This window comes from Streptomyces sp. NPDC020983, from assembly GCF_044333485.1.
Classification (GTDB): domain Bacteria; phylum Actinomycetota; class Actinomycetes; order Streptomycetales; family Streptomycetaceae; genus Actinacidiphila.
Genome location: NZ_JBIRRA010000002.1, coordinates 422025 through 438119 on the forward strand (window position 1 = coordinate 422025; position 16095 = coordinate 438119).

Here is a 16095-nt window from a genome sequence, read left to right on the forward strand (position 1 = left end):
GCCACCGGCAGCGAGGCCGGCGGGGGCACCTGCCGCGAGGCGAGGTACACCGACGTGCTGGTGACCCGGGCCGAACAGGACGGCTGGGCGGTGGTGACGGTCACGGGGGAGATGGATCTGGTCTCGTCCCCCGCCGTACGCCAGCAGGTGCACGACGCGGTCGCGGACGGGCGGCGCAGCCTGGTGCTCGACCTGACCGAGGTGCGCTTCTGCGACTCCAGCGGCGTGGGCGTGCTGATCGGCGCCCGGCGGCTCATGCGGTCCTGCGCCGGGCGGCTGCGCATCGTGCTGCCCGCCGGTGGCCCGGCCACGGACGAGGGCGCGCACGTCAACCGGGTGCTCGCCGCACTCGGTGTGCGCCGCCTGTTCGAGGTCTACCCCGATCTGACCGCCGCGACCGACGACTCCGCCCAGCCGCTGAGCGCCTGACCACCGGCGGGATGTCCGTGACGTCCGATCACGGAGCGTCCGCTCGCAGTTGTGTCCGATGCGTGACTTGTTACGCCGTGGAGTCGGCCGCCGCCTCGGGTACGCTCCATCGGGTGCGCGTACGTCCCCGGTCCCGGACTGCCGCCCGGTCCTGCCGGGTGGTGGTGCCCCCTGGTCGGCCGACCGGCGCGAGAAGGGGCACAGTATGCAGCACGCGTGCTCCGTTGCGCTGGAATATGACGGAAGCGCTTGTTGGGGTGACTGACGGTCAATCATGCTGTGGGAAGCCGGGATCACGCACGGTGATTCCACGGAAGCATGAAGTCCGGTGTCCGCCGGTTCGGATGGTGTGAACGTGCAGATGCTGCAGGTGCAACTGGAGCTGGGCGTCGACCCCGCGGAAGTGGGGCGGGCGCGCCGCTGGGCGAGGACCCGGCTGGTCAGGTCGGGGATAGGCGCCGACGAGCCGGTGGCCGAGACGCTGATCCTGCTCATCTCGGAACTGGTCACCAACGCCGTCGTGCACACCGGCTGTCCCGCGGTGCTCCGCATGCTCTTCTCCTCCGCGCCCGCGGCCCCCGTACGCGTCGAGGTCGCGGACGCCAGCGACACCCCGCCCGCCCCGCGGCACGCGCGCAAGGACGACACCGGCGGCCGCGGCCTGGAACTCGTCGACGGTCTCGCCGACCGCTGGGGCTGGCAGCCGGAGGGCGCGGGCAAGCAGATCTGGTGCGAGGTCGACCGGGGGGCGGGCGACGGCTGTCCGGCCCGGACCGGCGCCGGCGAGCGGCTCCTGCACGCGGCCGCCCTGCACTGAGCCCGTCGGTGGGCCCGTCGGTGGGCCCGGCCGCTGAGCCCCGCGCCGCCCGCCGCTCGCGCGCCTGCCGCCTTCCGCTTCCGCCGGTCAGCGCCGGGACGCGGACGGCTGGAAGGTCCGGCGGTAGGCGGACGGCGACACCCCCAGCGACAGCTGGAGGTGCTGCCGCATCGACGCCCCGGTGCCGAAACCGGCCTTCCTGGCGATCTGGTCCACGCCCAGGTCGGTCGACTCCAGGAGCTGCCGGGCCAGTTCGACCCGCTGCTGGGTCAGCCAGCGGCCCGCGCTCATGCCCACCTCCTCGCGGAAGCGCCGGGTGAAGGTGCGCACGCTCATCGACTCCCGCTCGGCCAGCTGCCGCAGCGTGAGCGGCTGGTCGAGACGGTCCAGCGCCCAGGCCCGGGCCCGCTCGGTGCTCGCCAGCTGCGGCTCGGGCAGCGGCCGGCGGATGAACTGCGCCTGCCCGCCCTCGCGGTGCGGCGGCACCACGGTGCGGCGCGCCACGCTGTTGGCCACCGCCGTCCCGCAGTCGCGGCGCACGAGGTGCAGGCACAGGTCGATGCCCGAGGCCACACCGGCCGAGGTCAGCACGTCCCCGTCGTCCACGTAGAGCACGTCGGGGTCGACCGTGACCTGCGGGTAGAGCCGCTGGAAGTGCTCGGCGTGCATCCAGTGGGTCGTCGCGCGCCGCCCGTCCAGCAGGCCCGCGGCGGCCAGCAGGTAGGAGCCGGTGCAGATCGACACCACGCGCGCGCCCGGCCGTATCGCGGCCATGGCCCCGGCCAGCGGGGCGCTCAGCACCCCGCTCGCGCGGCGCGGGCCGATCTCGCGCGAGGCGGGCACCACCACGGTGTCGGCCTGCGCGAGCGCCTCCGGGCCGTGCTCCACCACGACGGGGAAGTCGGCGTCCGTCCACACCGGCCCCGGTGCGAGGCTGCACGTCACCGTCTCGTAGCAGGGCACGCCCTCCGCGCTGCGGGCGATGCCGAAGATGCGGTGCGGGATGCCCAGTTCGAAGGGGATCACGCCGTCCAGCGCGAACACCGCGACCCGGTGGCGTCCGGGGTGGCGGAAGACCCCGGCGCTGCTGCTCGTGCTGCTGGCTCGGTCCACGGCTCGGCTCATGGCCCGATCCTTGCACATCATGGCCATCGGGCCACTCGCCGCCCGGCCCCGGCCACCCGAGACTTGCCCGGTGACGCAGACATCCCCCGCCCCCGCACCCGCCGCCGGCGGAGCAGCCGTCCCCGGCCGTCGAACCCGTCCGCACCGTGCCTGGGCCGTCGCCGCGGCCGCCTTCCTCTCGCTCATCGGTGCCGCCGGTTTCGCCTCCCTCCCCGGCCTGCTGATCGATCCGCTGCACTCCGAATTCGGCTGGTCGCGCGGCATGGTCGGACTCGCCGTCTCGGTCAACCTCGCCCTCTACGGACTGACCGCCCCCTTCGCCGCCGCGCTCATGGACCGCTTCGGCATCCGCAGGGTGGTCGTCTGCGCCCTGCTGACCATCGCGCTCGGCGCGGCACTGACGGTCTCCATGACGCGGGTGTGGCAGCTCATCCTGTGCTGGGGCGTCCTGGTCGGCCTCGGCAGCGGCTCGATGGCGCTGGCCTTCGCCGCGACCGTCACCAACCGCTGGTTCGTCGCCCGCCGCGGCCTGGTCACTGGCGTCCTCACCGCGGCGGGGGCGGCGGGGCAGCTGGTCTTCCTGCCGCTGCTGTCCTGGATCACCGAGAACCACGGCTGGCGGCCGGCCGCCACGACGGTCGCCTGCGCGGCCGTCGCCGTCGTCCCCGTCGTGTGGCTGCTGCTGCGCGACCACCCCGCCGACGTCGGCCTCGCCCCGTACGGTGCCGTGGACTTCGTCCCCAAGCCGCCGCCGGTCAACGGTGCCGCCGGACGTACGCTGCGGGCACTGCGCCAGGCCTCGGGCACCGGGACGTTCTGGCTGCTCGCGGGTTCGTTCGCGATCTGCGGGGCGTCCACCAACGGGCTGGTCAAGACGCACTTCGTGCCGGCCGCGCACGACCACGGCATGCCCGTGACCGCGGCGGCGTCACTGCTCGCCGTGATCGGCGTCTTCGACATCGTCGGCACGGTGGCCTCCGGCTGGTTCACCGACCGCATGTCGCCGCGCCGGCTGCTGGCCGTCTACTACGGCCTGCGCGGGATCTCCCTCATGTTCCTCCCCATGCTGCTCGCCGACAGCGTCCACCCGCCGATGGTGCTGTTCATCGTCTTCTACGGCCTGGACTGGGTGGCCACCGTCCCGCCGACGATCACCCTGTGCCGCGAGCACTTCGGCGAGGACGGCGCGATCGTCTTCGGATGGGTGCTGGCGGCCCATCAGGTCGGCGCCGCGCTGGTCGCCTATCTCGGGGGCGTGGCCCGCGACGCCTTCGGTTCGTACGACCCCGTCTGGTACACCTCCGGTGGCCTGTGCGCGATCGCCGCGCTCATGTCGCTGGTGGTCCGCCGCGCCCGGGTCGCCGCTCCGGCCGCGGTGGCTGTCGCTGTGTGAACGGACCGCCGCGCACGGCCCGTTCCCGCTCCACCGGCAATCACTGGAACGGGTGAGCGAAATCCGTCCCGCCGCAGGCCGCGGGGGCCGGGCGGCGGACCGCGCCGCCCCCCGCCCGCCTCAGCCGGGCAGCGACACCAGCAGCCGGGCCGCCGCGCGGGCGATCTTGCGGGCGTCGATCGCCATCTCCCGGAACATCCCGCTGATCGGGTTGGTGAAGCCGGTGAAGAACAGGCCCGGCGCGCCCTCCGGCTGCCGCGCCCCGTGCACCACCGGCCGCCCCCGCCCGTCGAGCACGCCGAGGTGCCCGACCAGCGGTTCCAGCCCGCGCCGGTAGCCGGTCGCCGCGACCACCGCGTCCGGCGCGATCCGCGAACCGTCCGCCAGGACCACCTCGCCGTCCTCGAACCGCTCGACGGCGGCCACGATCTCGACCCGCCCCGCCCGCACCGCGTCCACCAGCCCGACGTCCTGCACCGGGATCGCGCCGTCGAGGACCCGCGCGTACAGCCCGTCCGCCGGGCGCGGCAGGCCGTACCGCGACAGGTCGGGCACCCCCAGACGCTCCACGTGCGGGGCCACCTTGTCCACCAGCCGCGGCGGCAGCCGCCGTACCAGGATCCCGCTCGCCTGGGACGGCCAGCCCGCGGTGGAGCGGCGCAGGATGTGCGGCGGGGTGCGCACGGCGAGCCGTACCCGGGCGGCGCCGCCCTCGACGAGGTCGACGGCGATCTCGGCGCCGGTGTTGCCGATCCCGACGACGAGCACGTCGCGGCCGGCGTAGGGCCCCGCGTTGCGGTACCGGGAGGCGTGCGCCAGTTCGCCGGGGAAGCTGTCGCGGCCGGGCCAGTCCGGCACGTGGGGGGTGTGGTTGTGGCCGGTGGCCACCACGACCACCGGGGAGCTGAGAACCCGGCCGCCGGTGGCCGGCAGGTCCCAGCCCTTGGCGCCGCGCCCGACGCGGTCCACGGTGATGCCGGTGGCGATGTCGAGCGCGTGGTGCTCGGCGTACTGCTCCAGGTAGCGCACGACGTCGTCGCGGCCCACCCAGCGGCCGTACGCCCGGGGTATCGCCAGTCCGGGGAGGGCGGAGAGTCTTCGGGTGGTGTGCAGGTGGAGGCGGTCGTAGTGGCCGCGCCAGGAGGCGCCCAGCCGTTCGGAGCGCTCCAGGACCAGCGGGCGCACCCCGCGCTGCCGCAGGGCCGCCGCCGCGGCCAGACCGCCGGGGCCCGCCCCGATCACGATGGCGTCCGGCGACGCGGGCTGGCCCGCGGCCGGGGAGGACGTGGTGGGTGCGGACATGCGGAACTCCTGCGCTGCGGCGGCCTACTGGGTGCGACGAGAGCGTAACCGGTACCGCGGCGGCGGCCGTCGCCTCCTTGCGCCGGCGGACGCCGGGCGGTAGCGGCCCGTCAGGAGCGGGTGGCGGCCCGGTAGAGGGAGAGGACGGCGTCGCCGAAGAAGGGGCTGTAGGAGGTGCGGTCGTCGGGGCCGCCGCCGTCCAGGCCGCCGATCAGACCGACCACACTGCCCGTGCCGGTGCGCGGGTCGAGGCCGAGCAGCCACGGCCCGCCCGAGGTGCCGCCCGCGAAGCCGTCGCAGACGATGCGCAGTTGCCGCCGCCGGCCGAGGCGCCCGGTTCCGGTGGTGCAGGTCACCGGCAGGTCGCGGGGGTCGCCCGCGCGGCTCGGATAGCCGACGACGGTGACCCGGATGCGGTAGCCGGGGGTGCGGGCCAGCCGGTCGGCGCCGGTGACGTCCTCGATGCGCCGGCCCCGCGGCCCGGGCAGCACCCGGGCGAAGGCGACGTCGTGGTCGGACGCCGCGTCGTCGTCCGGTTTCCAGCGGGGGTCGGTGAAGACCTCGCCCACCGCCCAGATCCCGTACGGCTGCCGGGCCGCGCCCGCGCGGTAGCCGGGCACGAAGCCGATGTCCGTGCCGGGCCGGCAGTGCGCGGCGGTGAGGACCAGGTCGCGGCCGGGACTGTGCACGACGCTCGCCGTGCAGCGGTGCGCCGCCAGGTCGTCGCCGACGGAGAAGAGGACGCCCACGGTGGGCAGCCCGGCGAAGCGGACGGCGGAGTCCACGGCTTCGGCCGCCGCCGGACCCGTGGCCGCGCGCACGGCGGGCGGCAGCCGCTCCCGGCCGGCGGCCGGCATGGAGTCGGCCATCCGCTCGGGCGTCCAGAAACGTTCGGCGGCCTGCGCCGTCCACGGCCGGCCCGGCGGGGCGTCCGCGTGGTGCACCGGCCAGAGCAGGGCCACCACGCAGAGCAGCGCGGCGGACACGAGGGCCGGCAGCGTGCGGTGCGGCATGGCGGCCGGCTCCTTCGGCGCGGGGCCCGCCGGTCCCGGGTCTACTTGGGCGGCTTCTTGCCCGTCACCCCGAGGTGGACCAGCAGCGCAAGGTTCGGCTTGAGATCGGCCTGCTTGACGCCCGTGCCCGTGAAGCCCTTCTGGTGGGCGGCGACCCCGGCGAGCATGGTGACCAGCGAGCCGGCGATGGCGGGGGCGCTGACGTCCTTGTCGACCCGGCCCTTGCCCTGGAGCTCCTTGATGGAGTCGGTGAGCGAACCGGTCACCGAGTTCAGGACCTTGGTGCGGATTTTGGAGAAACGTTTATCCCCTTCCGCCGCACCGAGATCGACGACCCGGAGGATCGCGTCGTTCTTCCGCCAGAAGGCGAGGAAGCCGTCGACCAGCTCGTCGGCCGCCTGCGCGCCCGACTTGCCGACCCACGAGCGGCCCGCGACCAGGTCGGTCAGGCCCGCGCCCTCCTTCGCCATCTCGTCGGCGAGCTCCAGGACGGCGCCCTCGACGTCGGGGAAGTACTGGTAGAAGGTGGCCGGTGACGTTCCGGCCATCCGTGCGACGTCGATCACCTTGACGTCCCGGTACGGCGACGTGCTGAGCATCTCGCTCAGGCAGTCGAGCAGCTTCTGCCGCGTCGCCTGCCCTCGGCGACCCGCGACACGTCCGTCGACGGTGCGAACTTGTCCTGTCATGCCGTCAGTTTACCGGCGGGCGGTCCGCGCGCGATTTGGCGGCGTGCAAATGGGGATGGGGAGTCTGGTGGTACGGAAGACGCAGGTCAGTGCGGGTTTCTCAGAGCTAAGCGGAATGCGCTCGGAGTCACCGGCGCTGTTCCGGATGCCCCGTTTCGCCCACTTCTGTCGCCACCGCGGGAGCGCCCCGCGGAGAATTGACCATATGTTCGAATTGCGGCGGGTTCCGTGTGGGCAAGATCACTGGTGTCCGGCGGGCACGCCGGCGGGACGGCGGGAACGGAAGGCGAGGGGGAAGGGACGATGTCCGCATTCGACGAGGGGGCGCCCTGCTGGGCGGATGTGGCGCTGCCGGATCTCGCGGCCGCACAGCGCTTCTACGGGGAGCTGTTCGGCTGGGAGTTCGAGGACCAGGGGGAGGATTTCGGCCACTACACGCTCGCCCGGCGGGAGGGTGAGGCGGTGGCCGGCCTGATGCCCGGGCCCGGTCCGGCCGCGCCGCCGGGGTGGACGGTGTACTTCGCGTCGCCGGACGCCCGGGCGGCCGCCGCGCGTGTCACGGAGGCCGGCGGGCGCATCCTGTTCGGGCCCGACGACGCGGGGGAGTCCGGGGTGATGGCCGGTGCCGCGGATCCGGCGGGCGCGCTCTTCGGGGTCTGGCAGGCGGGCGGACGCCAGGGCTTCGGCGTCACGGACGTGCCCGGCTCCTTCTGCTGGGCGGAGACGTGGACGCGTGAGCCCGGCGCCGTCGACCGCTTCTACGCGGCGGTGTTCGGCTACCGGAGCGAGCAGGTCGGCGACGGGGAGCACTTCGACTACGCGGTGTGGTCGCCGCCGTCCGGCCCGGAGCGGAGGTTCGGCGGCCGGCTCGCGCTCGGCGCGGACACCCCCGCCGGGGTGCCCGAGGGCTTCCGGGTGTATTTCGCGGTGGCGGACTGCGACGCGGCCGCGGCGGCCGTGCGCGCGCTCGGGGGCACGGTGCCGCGGGAGCCGCGGGATTCGCCCGAGGGCCGGGTCGCCTTCGTCACCGACGACGCGGGGACGCCTTTCGCGATCATCGACCGGGACCGCAAGGCTGCTTCCATGACGGGGAGTTGACGGACTCCGGTCACCGTCCGGTGTGTTGCGGTGCGCGCGGGGCCGCGGGAGGCGATGATAACGAGTTCGCTCCGCGCGCGTGTCGAGGCGGCCCCCGGGTTCGCAACGGACGCCCTTCCCAGGAAGAATCAGCTCCGTACCCTGGCGTGGGCGCGGGGGAACGGGCCGCGGAGGGCAAGGACGTACGAACGCGGAGCACGGCCGCAACAACGCGGGTACGGGGAGGTGGCAGGGCAGTGATGGAGCAGCTGACGCAGCACGACCCGAGACGGATCGGCCCTTTCGAGGTGCTGGGACGGCTCGGCGCCGGCGGCATGGGGCTGGTCTATCTCGCCCGCTCGGCCTCCGGCCGCCGGGTGGCGATCAAGACCGTGCGCGCGGAACTGGCCGAGGACCAGCTCTTCCGGGTCCGCTTCACCCGTGAGGTCGAGGCCGCCCGGGCCGTCTCCGGCTTCTACACCGCGGCCGTGGTCGACGCCGACCCGCGCGCGGCGGTGCCGTGGCTCGCCACCGCGTACGTCCCCGCCCCGTCGCTGGAGGAGATCGTCAACGAGGCGGGGCCGATGCCCGCCCAGGCGGTGCGCTGGCTCGCCGCCGGCATCGCCGAGGCGCTGCAGTCGATCCACGCCGCGGGCCTGGTGCACCGCGACATGAAGCCGTCCAACGTGCTGGTGGTCGAGGACGGCCCGCGGGTCATCGACTTCGGCATCGCCTCCGGGGTGTCCAACACCCGGCTGACGATGACCAACGTCGCCGTCGGCACCCCCGCCTACATGTCGCCCGAGCAGGCCCGCGACTCCCGCAGTGTGCGCGGTGCGAGCGACATCTTCTCGCTCGGCTCCACCCTCGTCTTCGCCGCCACCGGGCACGCCCCCTTCCACGGTGCGAACCCGGTCGAGACCGTCTTCATGCTGCTGCGCGAGGGCCCCGACCTGACCGGGCTGCCGGACGAGCTGCGGCCGCTCATCGAGTCCTGCATGCGGATGGAGGCCGAGGCGCGTCCCACCCCGGCCGACCTCCAGGCCCAGCTGGCCCCGCACCTGTTCTCGACCGGCAACGACGACAACACGGGCACGGCCTCCGCCTGGCTGCCGGGGGCCGCGGTCGCGCTGATAGAGCAGCGCCGCCTCGGCGGTCACCCGGTGAACGGCGGGCGGCCCCACCGGCCCGCCCGCCCCTCGCCGGTCTCCGGGCCGCAGGTGCCCGTCGAGCAGGGGCCGCCGCCGCGTCCGCAGCAGCCGCCGCCGGTGCCCGCGCAGGCCCAGGCCGAGGAGCACCACGGGCGGCACAGCCGGGACCGCCCGCCGGAGCCGGTGCATCTCGCCGGGTCGGCGCCGATCGGGCCGGGGCTGCGCGTCGCGGACGCCGCCGAGCGCAAGGCGGCGGGCGGCGCGGCGCCCGGTACGGAGTGGGTGCGCCGCAGGGGTGGCGTGCACTCCGGTGACCCGGCGCCGGCGGTGCCCGCGCCGCACGGGCAGACGGCGGCGGCGGCGCCCGCGGAGTGGCGGCCGTGGCGCTTCCGCATGTCGAACGACGTGTGGGGCACCCCGGTGGTGTCGGACGGGCTGCTGTACGTCACGTCGTTCGAGGTGCACGCGCTGGACGTGGCCACCGGGCGGCGGGAGTTCAAGACCAGGGACGTCGCCTGGACGATGGCCGTGGAGGGCGGGCGGATCCACGCCTCGGACGGGCCGGGCCTCTTCGCGCTGGACGCGAAGGACGGCTCCGACCGGTGGCGCGCGGCCGTCGACGGCTGGGTCTACACGGTGCGCGCCGACACCGGGACGCTGGTGACCGGGACACGCGGCGGCGGGGTCCAGGCCTGGGACGCCGCGCGCGGCATCCTGCGGTGGGAGCGCGGCGGGGCGCAGACGGAGTCCGAGACGCCCGAGGCGGGCCCGGAAGTCGTCGGCCGGGCCGTCTTCTACCGGGGCGGCGGGTAGCTGCACGCGGTGGACGCGCTGACCGGCGCCGGGATGTGGTCCTGCCCGGTGGGCCCGCCGGGTCCGGGCGGCCCGGTGCCGACGCGGCCGGTGGTCGCGGAGGGGACGGTCTACGTGACCGCGGGCACCCGGGTGCTGGCCCTGGACGCCCGCAGCGGCGCCGAGCGCTGGCGCTTCGACGCGCCGGCCGTGATGCTCGCGCCGCCCGCGCACGTCCCGGGTCCCGGCGCGTCGGGCGGGGGCGTCTACGTCGTCGACCACCTGGGCACGGTGTACGCGCTCGACCCCGCGGACGGGCGGCAGCGCTGGCGGGTGGCCACCGAGCCGCGGCAGTCGGTGGAGCCGGTCGTGGTGGCGTCCGGCGCCGTGCACCTGGGTGCGGGCAGTGCGCTCTACACGCTGGAGGCGGCCGGCGGCACCCCGCGGTGGCGGTTCGCCGCGCAGGGCGACATCGTGGGCTCGCCCGCGGTGGCCGACGGCCGGGTGCACTTCGGGTCCACCGACCACTGCCTGTACACGGTGGACGCGCAGGGCGGCCAGCTGCGCTGGCGCCTGGAGACCGGCGGCGAGATCACCGGCTCGCCGGTGAGCGCGGACGGCGTGGTCTACGCCAGCTCGCGCGACCGCTGCGTCTACGCGCTGGACGCGGCGAAGGGCACGGGGGCGGCGGCCCGCCGCTCCTGAGACGGCGGCCGGAGCGGCACGACCGGCCCGCCGGACCGTCCACGGCACCGTCACGCGCGGGGCATCGTCAGGCGCCGCGCCGCGCCGCGACGTCACGCCACCGCTCCCGCGGCAGCGCACGTCGCCCCCGTCCGGGAGAGCGGTGCGGCGAAGGCCGCCGGGAGGGGGAGGGAGCCGAGCAGGTCCGTGCGGTCCGGTGTGACGCCGGCCCCGGTGACGAGGCCGTCCACCCGGATCCGGGACCCGGGGCGCCCGCCGTACCGGACACGGAAGGGGTTCCGAACGGCGAGCACCGCTGTGAGGAGCGCGGGGAACGAGCCGGAGATGTTGCGGAGCATCCGGCGGCTCCACCCCGTGTGCGTACTCAGCCCCCTCGCGCCCGAGGTTACGCCGTGTACCGCGCCGGCGCCACGTGAGCCCCGGCAGCCCCCCGAGTACCGTCGGCCCTGTCTGCCCCACCCGTCCCACCCCTGACGCAGAACGGGGCAGACCGGCCGCAGCGTCCCCTCCGCGCTGTGGCCGGTCTGCCCCCTACGCCCGGGGCGAGCGTCCGTGGTCCCCTGAACCGTGGACGCTTCCCCCTCCCGGGCGTTCCCCCCGTGGCTCTCCCCGTGGTCCTGCGTTCCCCCTGCTGTCCCTCGGGCCCCCCGGCCCTCGGGCTTCCCCCCTGGGAGATCCCCCGATCTCCCGTCCCCTCCGGGCACCGCCGTGCCCGGACGGCAGGTCTCAGGCCTTGGTGCCCTCGGCGTGCGAGTTGTTCGGCGTGACCGTGCCCGTGTCGCCGGTCGTCGGCGTCGCCGTGACCGTGGACGTGTCCGTCGTGCCGTCGGTGGAGATGTCGGGCGCGGTGACGTCGTCGGTCACCGGGGTCTTCGGCTGCTCTGCGCTCATGGTGCTCTCCTGTGTGTGTCCTGCTTGGGGACTGCTGACGTGACGCCCGCCCGGCAGCGACCCCCGTACACCGCCGGACGGGCAGCTCGTGCAGTGATGGAATCCTGGCAGCCCCCGATAATCAACTGATAAACGCCGCCAGTTGGGTGAAGCGGGAGCCCGCCGGGCGGCCGGAGGCGCACGTCAGGCGCGGCCCCGCCCCGTGCGCGGCACACCGGCCGGCCTCCGCGGGGGACGGCGGCTGAACGCCGGATCGCGCCCGAAGGCGTCCTCAGACCGCCGCTGCCGACCCCGCCGCGGATCCCGGCTCCTCCGCCGAGGTGGGGGCAGCCGCGGCGCCGGCCCCCGTCCCCGGTCCGGCCTCCCCGTTCAGCAGCCGCCGCACCTGCGCCGCCTCCGGTGAGCCGAGGGCGGTGTACGTGGCGAGGGCGTCGTGCCAGCACGCGTGGGCGCGGACCGGCTGGCCCATTCCCGTGAGCGCCTCGCCGAGCACGGTGAGCGCGTTGGCCGTGCGCCACTCGCCGCCGATGTCGCGCATGACGACCAGCGCCTGCTCGACGTGCGAGGCCGACTGCCGGTAGCTCCCGGCGGCCAGGTGGAGCCGGCCCAGCCGGTAGAGGGTCAGCCCCTCCCACAGCCGCTGCCGTACCGTGCGGAAGATCCCCAGCGCTTCGGTGAGGCAGCCGAGCGCGCGGTCGTAGGCGCCCGTGGCGGTGAGGGTGACGCCCATCGAGTAGAGCCCGTTGCCGAGCCGCAGACCGGAGCCGAGCCGCCGGTAGATGGTCACCACGCGCTCCGCCGCGTCCAGCGCCGAGGCGGTCTCGCCCAGCTCCCCCTGCGCGCGGGAGAGGTTGCTGAGCGCGGCGGCCTCACCGTGCTGGTTGCCGTCCGCCCGGAAGGCGTCGAGCGCGTTCTTGAGGTAGTCGGCGCTCTCGGCGAAGCGCAGCCCGCGCAGCGCGAGGATGCCGCGCAGGTTCGCGGAGTAGCCGCACGCGACCGGGTCCTCGGCGGACAGCCCGAGGATGAGGGAGCGCTTGCACTCCTCCTCCGCCTCGTCGAAGCGCCCGGCGAAGCGCAGCAGGCTGCACAGCCAGAAGCGGGCCCGTCCCTCGGCCACGGCCTCGCCGCAGTCCTGCGCGGCCTTCACCAGCGCGCGGGCGGCCTGCTCGTACTGCCGCACGTAGAAGCCGGATTCCACCAGTTCCTGGGCGGCGAGCAGCAGGTCGGCCGCGCGCCGCAGGAAGCCGCCGCAGCCGCCCTCGGCGGCCTGCTGGACGGCGGCCATCAGACCGGGGGCCTCGGCGGAGAGCCAGTTGAGCGATTCCTCACGGTCCGCGAAGGAGAGCCCGGGGTGGTGGATCGGGGCGAGGTGGTCCAGGACGCGGTCGCCCGGGTTCTCCAGCGCGTAGGCGGAGGCGGTCGAGCCGAGGTAGAAGTCGAGCAGCCGGGAGAGGGCCGCGCAGCGCTCCTGCGCGGTCTCGTCGGTTTCGGCGCGCTCGCGGGCGTAGAGCCGCAGGAGGTCGTGGAAGCGGTAGCGGGCGGGGGCCGCGGATTCGATGAGGCTGATGTCGACGAGGGCTTCGAGGAGTTCCTCGGCCTCGTAGCGGTCCAGGTCGAGGACGGCGGCGGCCGCGTCCAGCGAGATGTCGGGGCCCTCGGGCAGCGACAGCAGCCGGAAGGCGCGGGCCTGTTCGGCGGACAGGTGGTCGTAGCCGAGGTCGAAGGTGGCCTTGACGGCGAGGTCCCCGGCCCGCAGCTCGTCCAGCCGCCGCCGGTGGTCGGCGAGTTTGGCGGCGAGCACCGACACGGTCCAGGTGCGGCGGGCGGCCAGGCGCGCGGCGGCGATGCGGATCGCCAGCGGCAGGAAGCCGCAGGCGGCGACGACGTCGAGGCTGGCCTGCCGCTCGCTGCCGGCCCGCTCCTCGCCGACGATGCGGGTGAAGAGCAGCAGCGACTCCTCGGGCGACATCACGTCGAGGTCGACCAGGTGCGCGCCCTCCAGGTCCACCATCCGCACCCGGCTGGTGACGAGGGCGGCGCAGCCGGGGGTGCCGGGCAGCAGCTGGCGGATCTGGGCGGCGTCGTAGGCGTTGTCGAGCAGCGCCAGGACGCGGCGGCCGGAGAGCGTGGAGCGGTAGAGCGCGGCCCGGTCGGCGAGCGAGTCGGGTATCGCCGCGTCGGGCAGGCCGAGGGAGCGCAGGAACGAGCCGAGCACCGCCTCGGGTTCGGACGGCACCGCGCTGGTGCCCTGGAGGTCGACGTAGAGCTGGCCGTCGGGGAAGTCCTCCCGGGCGTTGTGCGCGACCTGCACGGCCAGCGTCGTCTTGCCGACGCCGCCGATGCCCGCGACCGCCGACACCGCCATGACGCCGCCGCCCGCCGACGCGCCGGCCAGCTGCTCGCCCAGTTCCCGCACGAAGGCGGTGCGGCCGGTGAAGTCCGGCACGGTGGCGGGCAGTTGCGCCGGCCGCAGGATCTCCTGGGCGCCGGGCGCCGAGGTGCCCTGCGGCGGGGCGAGGCCCGCGTCGGCCTCCAGGATGCGCTGGTGCAGATCCGCCAGCTCCGGCGACGGGTCGATGCCCAGCTCGTCGGCGAGCAGCCGGCGGGTGTCGGCGTAGACGCCGAGGGCCTCGGCCTGCCGCCCGCTGCGGTAGAGGGCGAGCATGAGCAGGGCGCGCAGCCGCTCGCGCAGCGGGTGCTCGACGGTGACGGCGGTGAGTTCGGAGACGGCCTCGGCGTGGGCACCGAGTTCCAGGTCGAGTTCGAGGCGGGCCTCGACGAGGCCGAGGTGCCACTCGGCGAGCCGTACCCGCTGCGTCTCGGCGTACGGTCCGGGCAGCCCGGCCAGCGGCTCGCCGCTCCACATGTCCAGGGCCCTGACGAGGAGTTCGCGGGCCTGCGCCGGGTCGGTCTGGCGGACCTTCTCCGCCTCGGCCGCCAGCTGCTCGACCACGGTGGCGTCCAGCGCCTCGACGGGGATCCGGATGGCGTAGCCGCCCGAGTCGGTGATCAGGGTCTGCGAGCCGAGCGCCTTGCGCAGCCGGAAGGCGTACGAACGCAGGGCGGCCAGGGCGGTGTTGGGCGGCGCGTCGCCCCACAGCGCGTCGAGCAGCTCGGCCGCGGTGGCGGTGCGCCCGCCGCGCAGCAGCAGCACCGCCAGCAGCGCGCGCTGCTGCGGCGCGCCGGTGTTGATCTGCTCGCCGCCGCGCCAGGCGCGCACCGGCCCGAGGACCGCGAACCGCAGGCCCTCGCCCGATTCGGACCCGCTTCCCATCCATGGCCCCCAAAGCCCGCCGCGAGCCGCGCGGCCGGGCGGACGGCCCGGACCGGTGGCTCTCCCACGCGTATATCAATCATTCATCGCCGGACGGAACAGTTGTCCGCGCCGCTCACCTTACGGAGCCGGTGGTTCGGCACCGTCCGTGCCAGTTTGCCGTGCCGGGCGCTCCGGGGTCACCCCATGCGGGTTCCCAACCGGCCGGGCGGCGCAAGTTGTGCCGAATATGGGATTCCGTCTGTGCGAATGCGGAGGCTGTGGTGTGTGGGGATGGTTCGTGCCGTGGGGCTTTCTGTACCGAGACGGGTAGTTGAGCCGCAATGTGTGCGAAGTGTGCGGAGCGTGCGAGAGGTTCGTACGGGGCGGAGCCGGACAGCGGTTCGCCCGGCGTCCTCCGGTTCCCGTGCCGCGGAACGGGCACCTACGAGCCCGCGGGGCAGGCGTACGGGGGTCCCGGCCGGGCGGCGGGGGAGTACGCGGCCGGGGGCCGGGTCGCCGGCGGGTTCGCCCCCGCCGGTGACGCCCCGGAGGGCCGCGCGCCCGACGCCTACGGGCACCCCGCCTTCACGGCCCGGGAGAGCGCGGCGGTGAGCGGCGGCAGGCACAGCAGGCCGCGCCGGACGCGGCAGGGCGGCGGGGGCGGCGGTACGCGCCGCGTGCCGGGCGGCCTCCCGGGCCCGATGCTGCGGCTGCGCGCGGAACGGCACCCCACGCTCGTCCCCGGCCTGCCCTTCGGCGAGCCCCCCGGCGGACGGCCCGGCGGCCTCCCGGCGGGCGGCGCCGGCACCGCCGGGATCAGCTTCGCCGAACTCGACCGCCGCGCCCGCTCCGTCGCCGCCCGGCTCGGCGCGGCGCTCAGCCCGGGCAGCAAGGTCCTGCTGGCCTACCCGGAGGGCCCGGACCTGGCCGGCGCGTTCTTCGGCTGCCTCTACGCGGGCATGGCCGCGATCCCGCTCGTCCTGCCCGCCCCCGGCGCGACCGGCGCCGTGTCCCGCGCCGTCGCGGCGTGCGACCCCGCCCTCGTCCTGACCGGCACCGACGGCTGGCACGCGCTGTCCGTCGACCGCACCCGCACGCAGGTCGTCGAGGCCGACGGGGTGCGTGTCGCGGGCGAGCCGGTGTGGCGGCTGGCCCAGCAGTGGCGGCCGGTGGGCGTCCTGCGCGGCGCCGCCGCCTACCACCGCTACCACGACGACGGCGCCGCGGGCGGGCGGCTGGAGGCCGCCATGGACCACGGCGACCTCGCCGAGGTCCTCGGCGAACTGGCCCAGGCCGTACGGCTCGGCACGGACGAGGAGAACATCGGCTGGATCGCCGCCGTGCACGGCCTGGAGGAAGCCGTCTGGCGCATCCTGCTCCCCGTCCGCGTCACCTCCTGATCCGCCCCCGGGGCGCCGCTTCGGGGAGGGTGCCCCGGGGGCGCCCGCCCGTCCG

The 16095-nt window shown here is 75.4% G+C and carries 12 protein-coding genes and 1 pseudogene; 6 read left to right on the forward strand and 7 right to left on the reverse strand.

Annotated features, from left to right (window positions below; translation table 11 throughout):
• Positions 1-60 precede the first annotated feature (60 nt).
• Complete coding sequence (locus ACH4SE_RS05285) at positions 61-429, forward strand: STAS domain-containing protein (protein ID WP_398542142.1); 369 nt, start codon at positions 61-63, stop codon at positions 427-429.
• A 355-nt stretch (positions 430-784) separates the two neighbouring features.
• Positions 785-1246: an ATP-binding protein gene (locus ACH4SE_RS05290; protein WP_398541936.1), complete on the forward strand. Its 462-nt coding sequence runs from the start codon at positions 785-787 to the stop codon at positions 1244-1246.
• Positions 1247-1333: 87 nt separating this feature from the next.
• Here ACH4SE_RS05290 and ACH4SE_RS05295 read toward each other — a convergent pair whose 3' ends face one another.
• A complete protein-coding gene (locus ACH4SE_RS05295; RefSeq protein WP_398541937.1) occupies positions 1334-2371 on the reverse strand; it encodes a GlxA family transcriptional regulator in 1038 nt (345 codons plus the stop codon).
• Between the two features lie 70 nt (positions 2372-2441).
• Between ACH4SE_RS05295 and ACH4SE_RS05300 the strand changes: the two genes are divergently transcribed.
• On the forward strand, positions 2442-3764 hold the full coding sequence (locus tag ACH4SE_RS05300; RefSeq protein WP_398541938.1) for an MFS transporter: 1323 nt from the start codon (positions 2442-2444) through the stop codon (positions 3762-3764).
• Positions 3765-3884: 120 nt separating this feature from the next.
• On the opposite strand, the gene ACH4SE_RS05305 is transcribed toward ACH4SE_RS05300, so the two are convergent.
• The 3 genes from ACH4SE_RS05305 to ACH4SE_RS05315 all read right to left on the reverse strand — a co-directional run bounded on the left by ACH4SE_RS05305 (position 3885) and on the right by ACH4SE_RS05315 (position 6768).
• On the reverse strand, positions 3885-5066 hold the full coding sequence (locus ACH4SE_RS05305; RefSeq protein WP_398541939.1) for a flavin-containing monooxygenase: 1182 nt from the start codon (positions 5064-5066) through the stop codon (positions 3885-3887).
• Positions 5067-5176: 110 nt separating this feature from the next.
• Positions 5177-6079 carry a trypsin-like serine peptidase gene (locus ACH4SE_RS05310; RefSeq protein ID WP_398541940.1) on the reverse strand — a complete coding sequence of 301 codons (903 nt, stop codon included), beginning with the start codon at positions 6077-6079 and terminating at the stop codon, positions 5177-5179.
• A 41-nt stretch (positions 6080-6120) separates the two neighbouring features.
• On the reverse strand, positions 6121-6768 hold the full coding sequence (locus ACH4SE_RS05315; protein ID WP_398541941.1) for a TetR/AcrR family transcriptional regulator: 648 nt from the start codon (positions 6766-6768) through the stop codon (positions 6121-6123).
• 303 nt (positions 6769-7071) lie between these two features.
• On the opposite strand from ACH4SE_RS05315, the gene ACH4SE_RS05320 reads away from it, so the two are divergent.
• On the forward strand, positions 7072-7866 hold the full coding sequence (locus ACH4SE_RS05320) for a VOC family protein (protein WP_398541942.1): 795 nt from the start codon (positions 7072-7074) through the stop codon (positions 7864-7866).
• 239 nt (positions 7867-8105) lie between these two features.
• A pseudogene (locus ACH4SE_RS05325) lies at positions 8106-10493 on the forward strand (serine/threonine-protein kinase).
• Positions 10494-10585: 92 nt separating this feature from the next.
• Here ACH4SE_RS05325 and ACH4SE_RS05330 read toward each other — a convergent pair.
• The 3 genes from ACH4SE_RS05330 to ACH4SE_RS05340 form a co-directional block, all read right to left on the reverse strand.
• Positions 10586-10831, reverse strand: coding sequence for a hypothetical protein (locus tag ACH4SE_RS05330; protein WP_398541943.1), 246 nt, complete (start codon positions 10829-10831; stop codon positions 10586-10588).
• A 388-nt stretch (positions 10832-11219) separates the two neighbouring features.
• Entirely contained in the window at positions 11220-11384 is a 165-nt protein-coding gene (locus ACH4SE_RS05335) for a hypothetical protein (RefSeq protein ID WP_398541944.1), read from the reverse strand.
• 271 nt (positions 11385-11655) lie between these two features.
• Positions 11656-14658 carry a BTAD domain-containing putative transcriptional regulator gene (locus ACH4SE_RS05340; protein ID WP_398541945.1) on the reverse strand — a complete coding sequence of 1001 codons (3003 nt, stop codon included), beginning with the start codon at positions 14656-14658 and terminating at the stop codon, positions 11656-11658.
• A 323-nt stretch (positions 14659-14981) separates the two neighbouring features.
• On the opposite strand from ACH4SE_RS05340, the gene ACH4SE_RS05345 reads away from it, so the two are divergent.
• Positions 14982-16040, forward strand: coding sequence for an AMP-binding protein (locus tag ACH4SE_RS05345; protein WP_398541946.1), 1059 nt, complete (start codon positions 14982-14984; stop codon positions 16038-16040).
• Positions 16041-16095 lie beyond the last annotated feature (55 nt).

Excerpts from the sequence above, each read along its gene's own strand:
- ACH4SE_RS05295 (WP_398541937.1), bottom strand. The coding sequence starts at position 2,371 with ATGAGCCGAGCCGTGGACCGAGCCAGCAGCACGAGCAGCAGCGCCGGG.
- ACH4SE_RS05305 (WP_398541939.1), bottom strand. The coding sequence starts at position 5,066 with ATGTCCGCACCCACCACGTCCTCCCCGGCCGCGGGCCAGCCCGCGTCG.
- ACH4SE_RS05310 (WP_398541940.1), bottom strand. The coding sequence starts at position 6,079 with ATGCCGCACCGCACGCTGCCGGCCCTCGTGTCCGCCGCGCTGCTCTGC.
- ACH4SE_RS05315 (WP_398541941.1), bottom strand. The coding sequence starts at position 6,768 with ATGACAGGACAAGTTCGCACCGTCGACGGACGTGTCGCGGGTCGCCGA.
- ACH4SE_RS05320 (WP_398541942.1), top strand. The coding sequence starts at position 7,072 with ATGTCCGCATTCGACGAGGGGGCGCCCTGCTGGGCGGATGTGGCGCTG.
- ACH4SE_RS05330 (WP_398541943.1), bottom strand. The coding sequence starts at position 10,831 with ATGCTCCGCAACATCTCCGGCTCGTTCCCCGCGCTCCTCACAGCGGTG.
- ACH4SE_RS05335 (WP_398541944.1), bottom strand. The coding sequence starts at position 11,384 with ATGAGCGCAGAGCAGCCGAAGACCCCGGTGACCGACGACGTCACCGCG.
- ACH4SE_RS05340 (WP_398541945.1), bottom strand. The coding sequence starts at position 14,658 with ATGGGAAGCGGGTCCGAATCGGGCGAGGGCCTGCGGTTCGCGGTCCTC.
- ACH4SE_RS05345 (WP_398541946.1), top strand. The coding sequence starts at position 14,982 with ATGTGTGCGAAGTGTGCGGAGCGTGCGAGAGGTTCGTACGGGGCGGAG.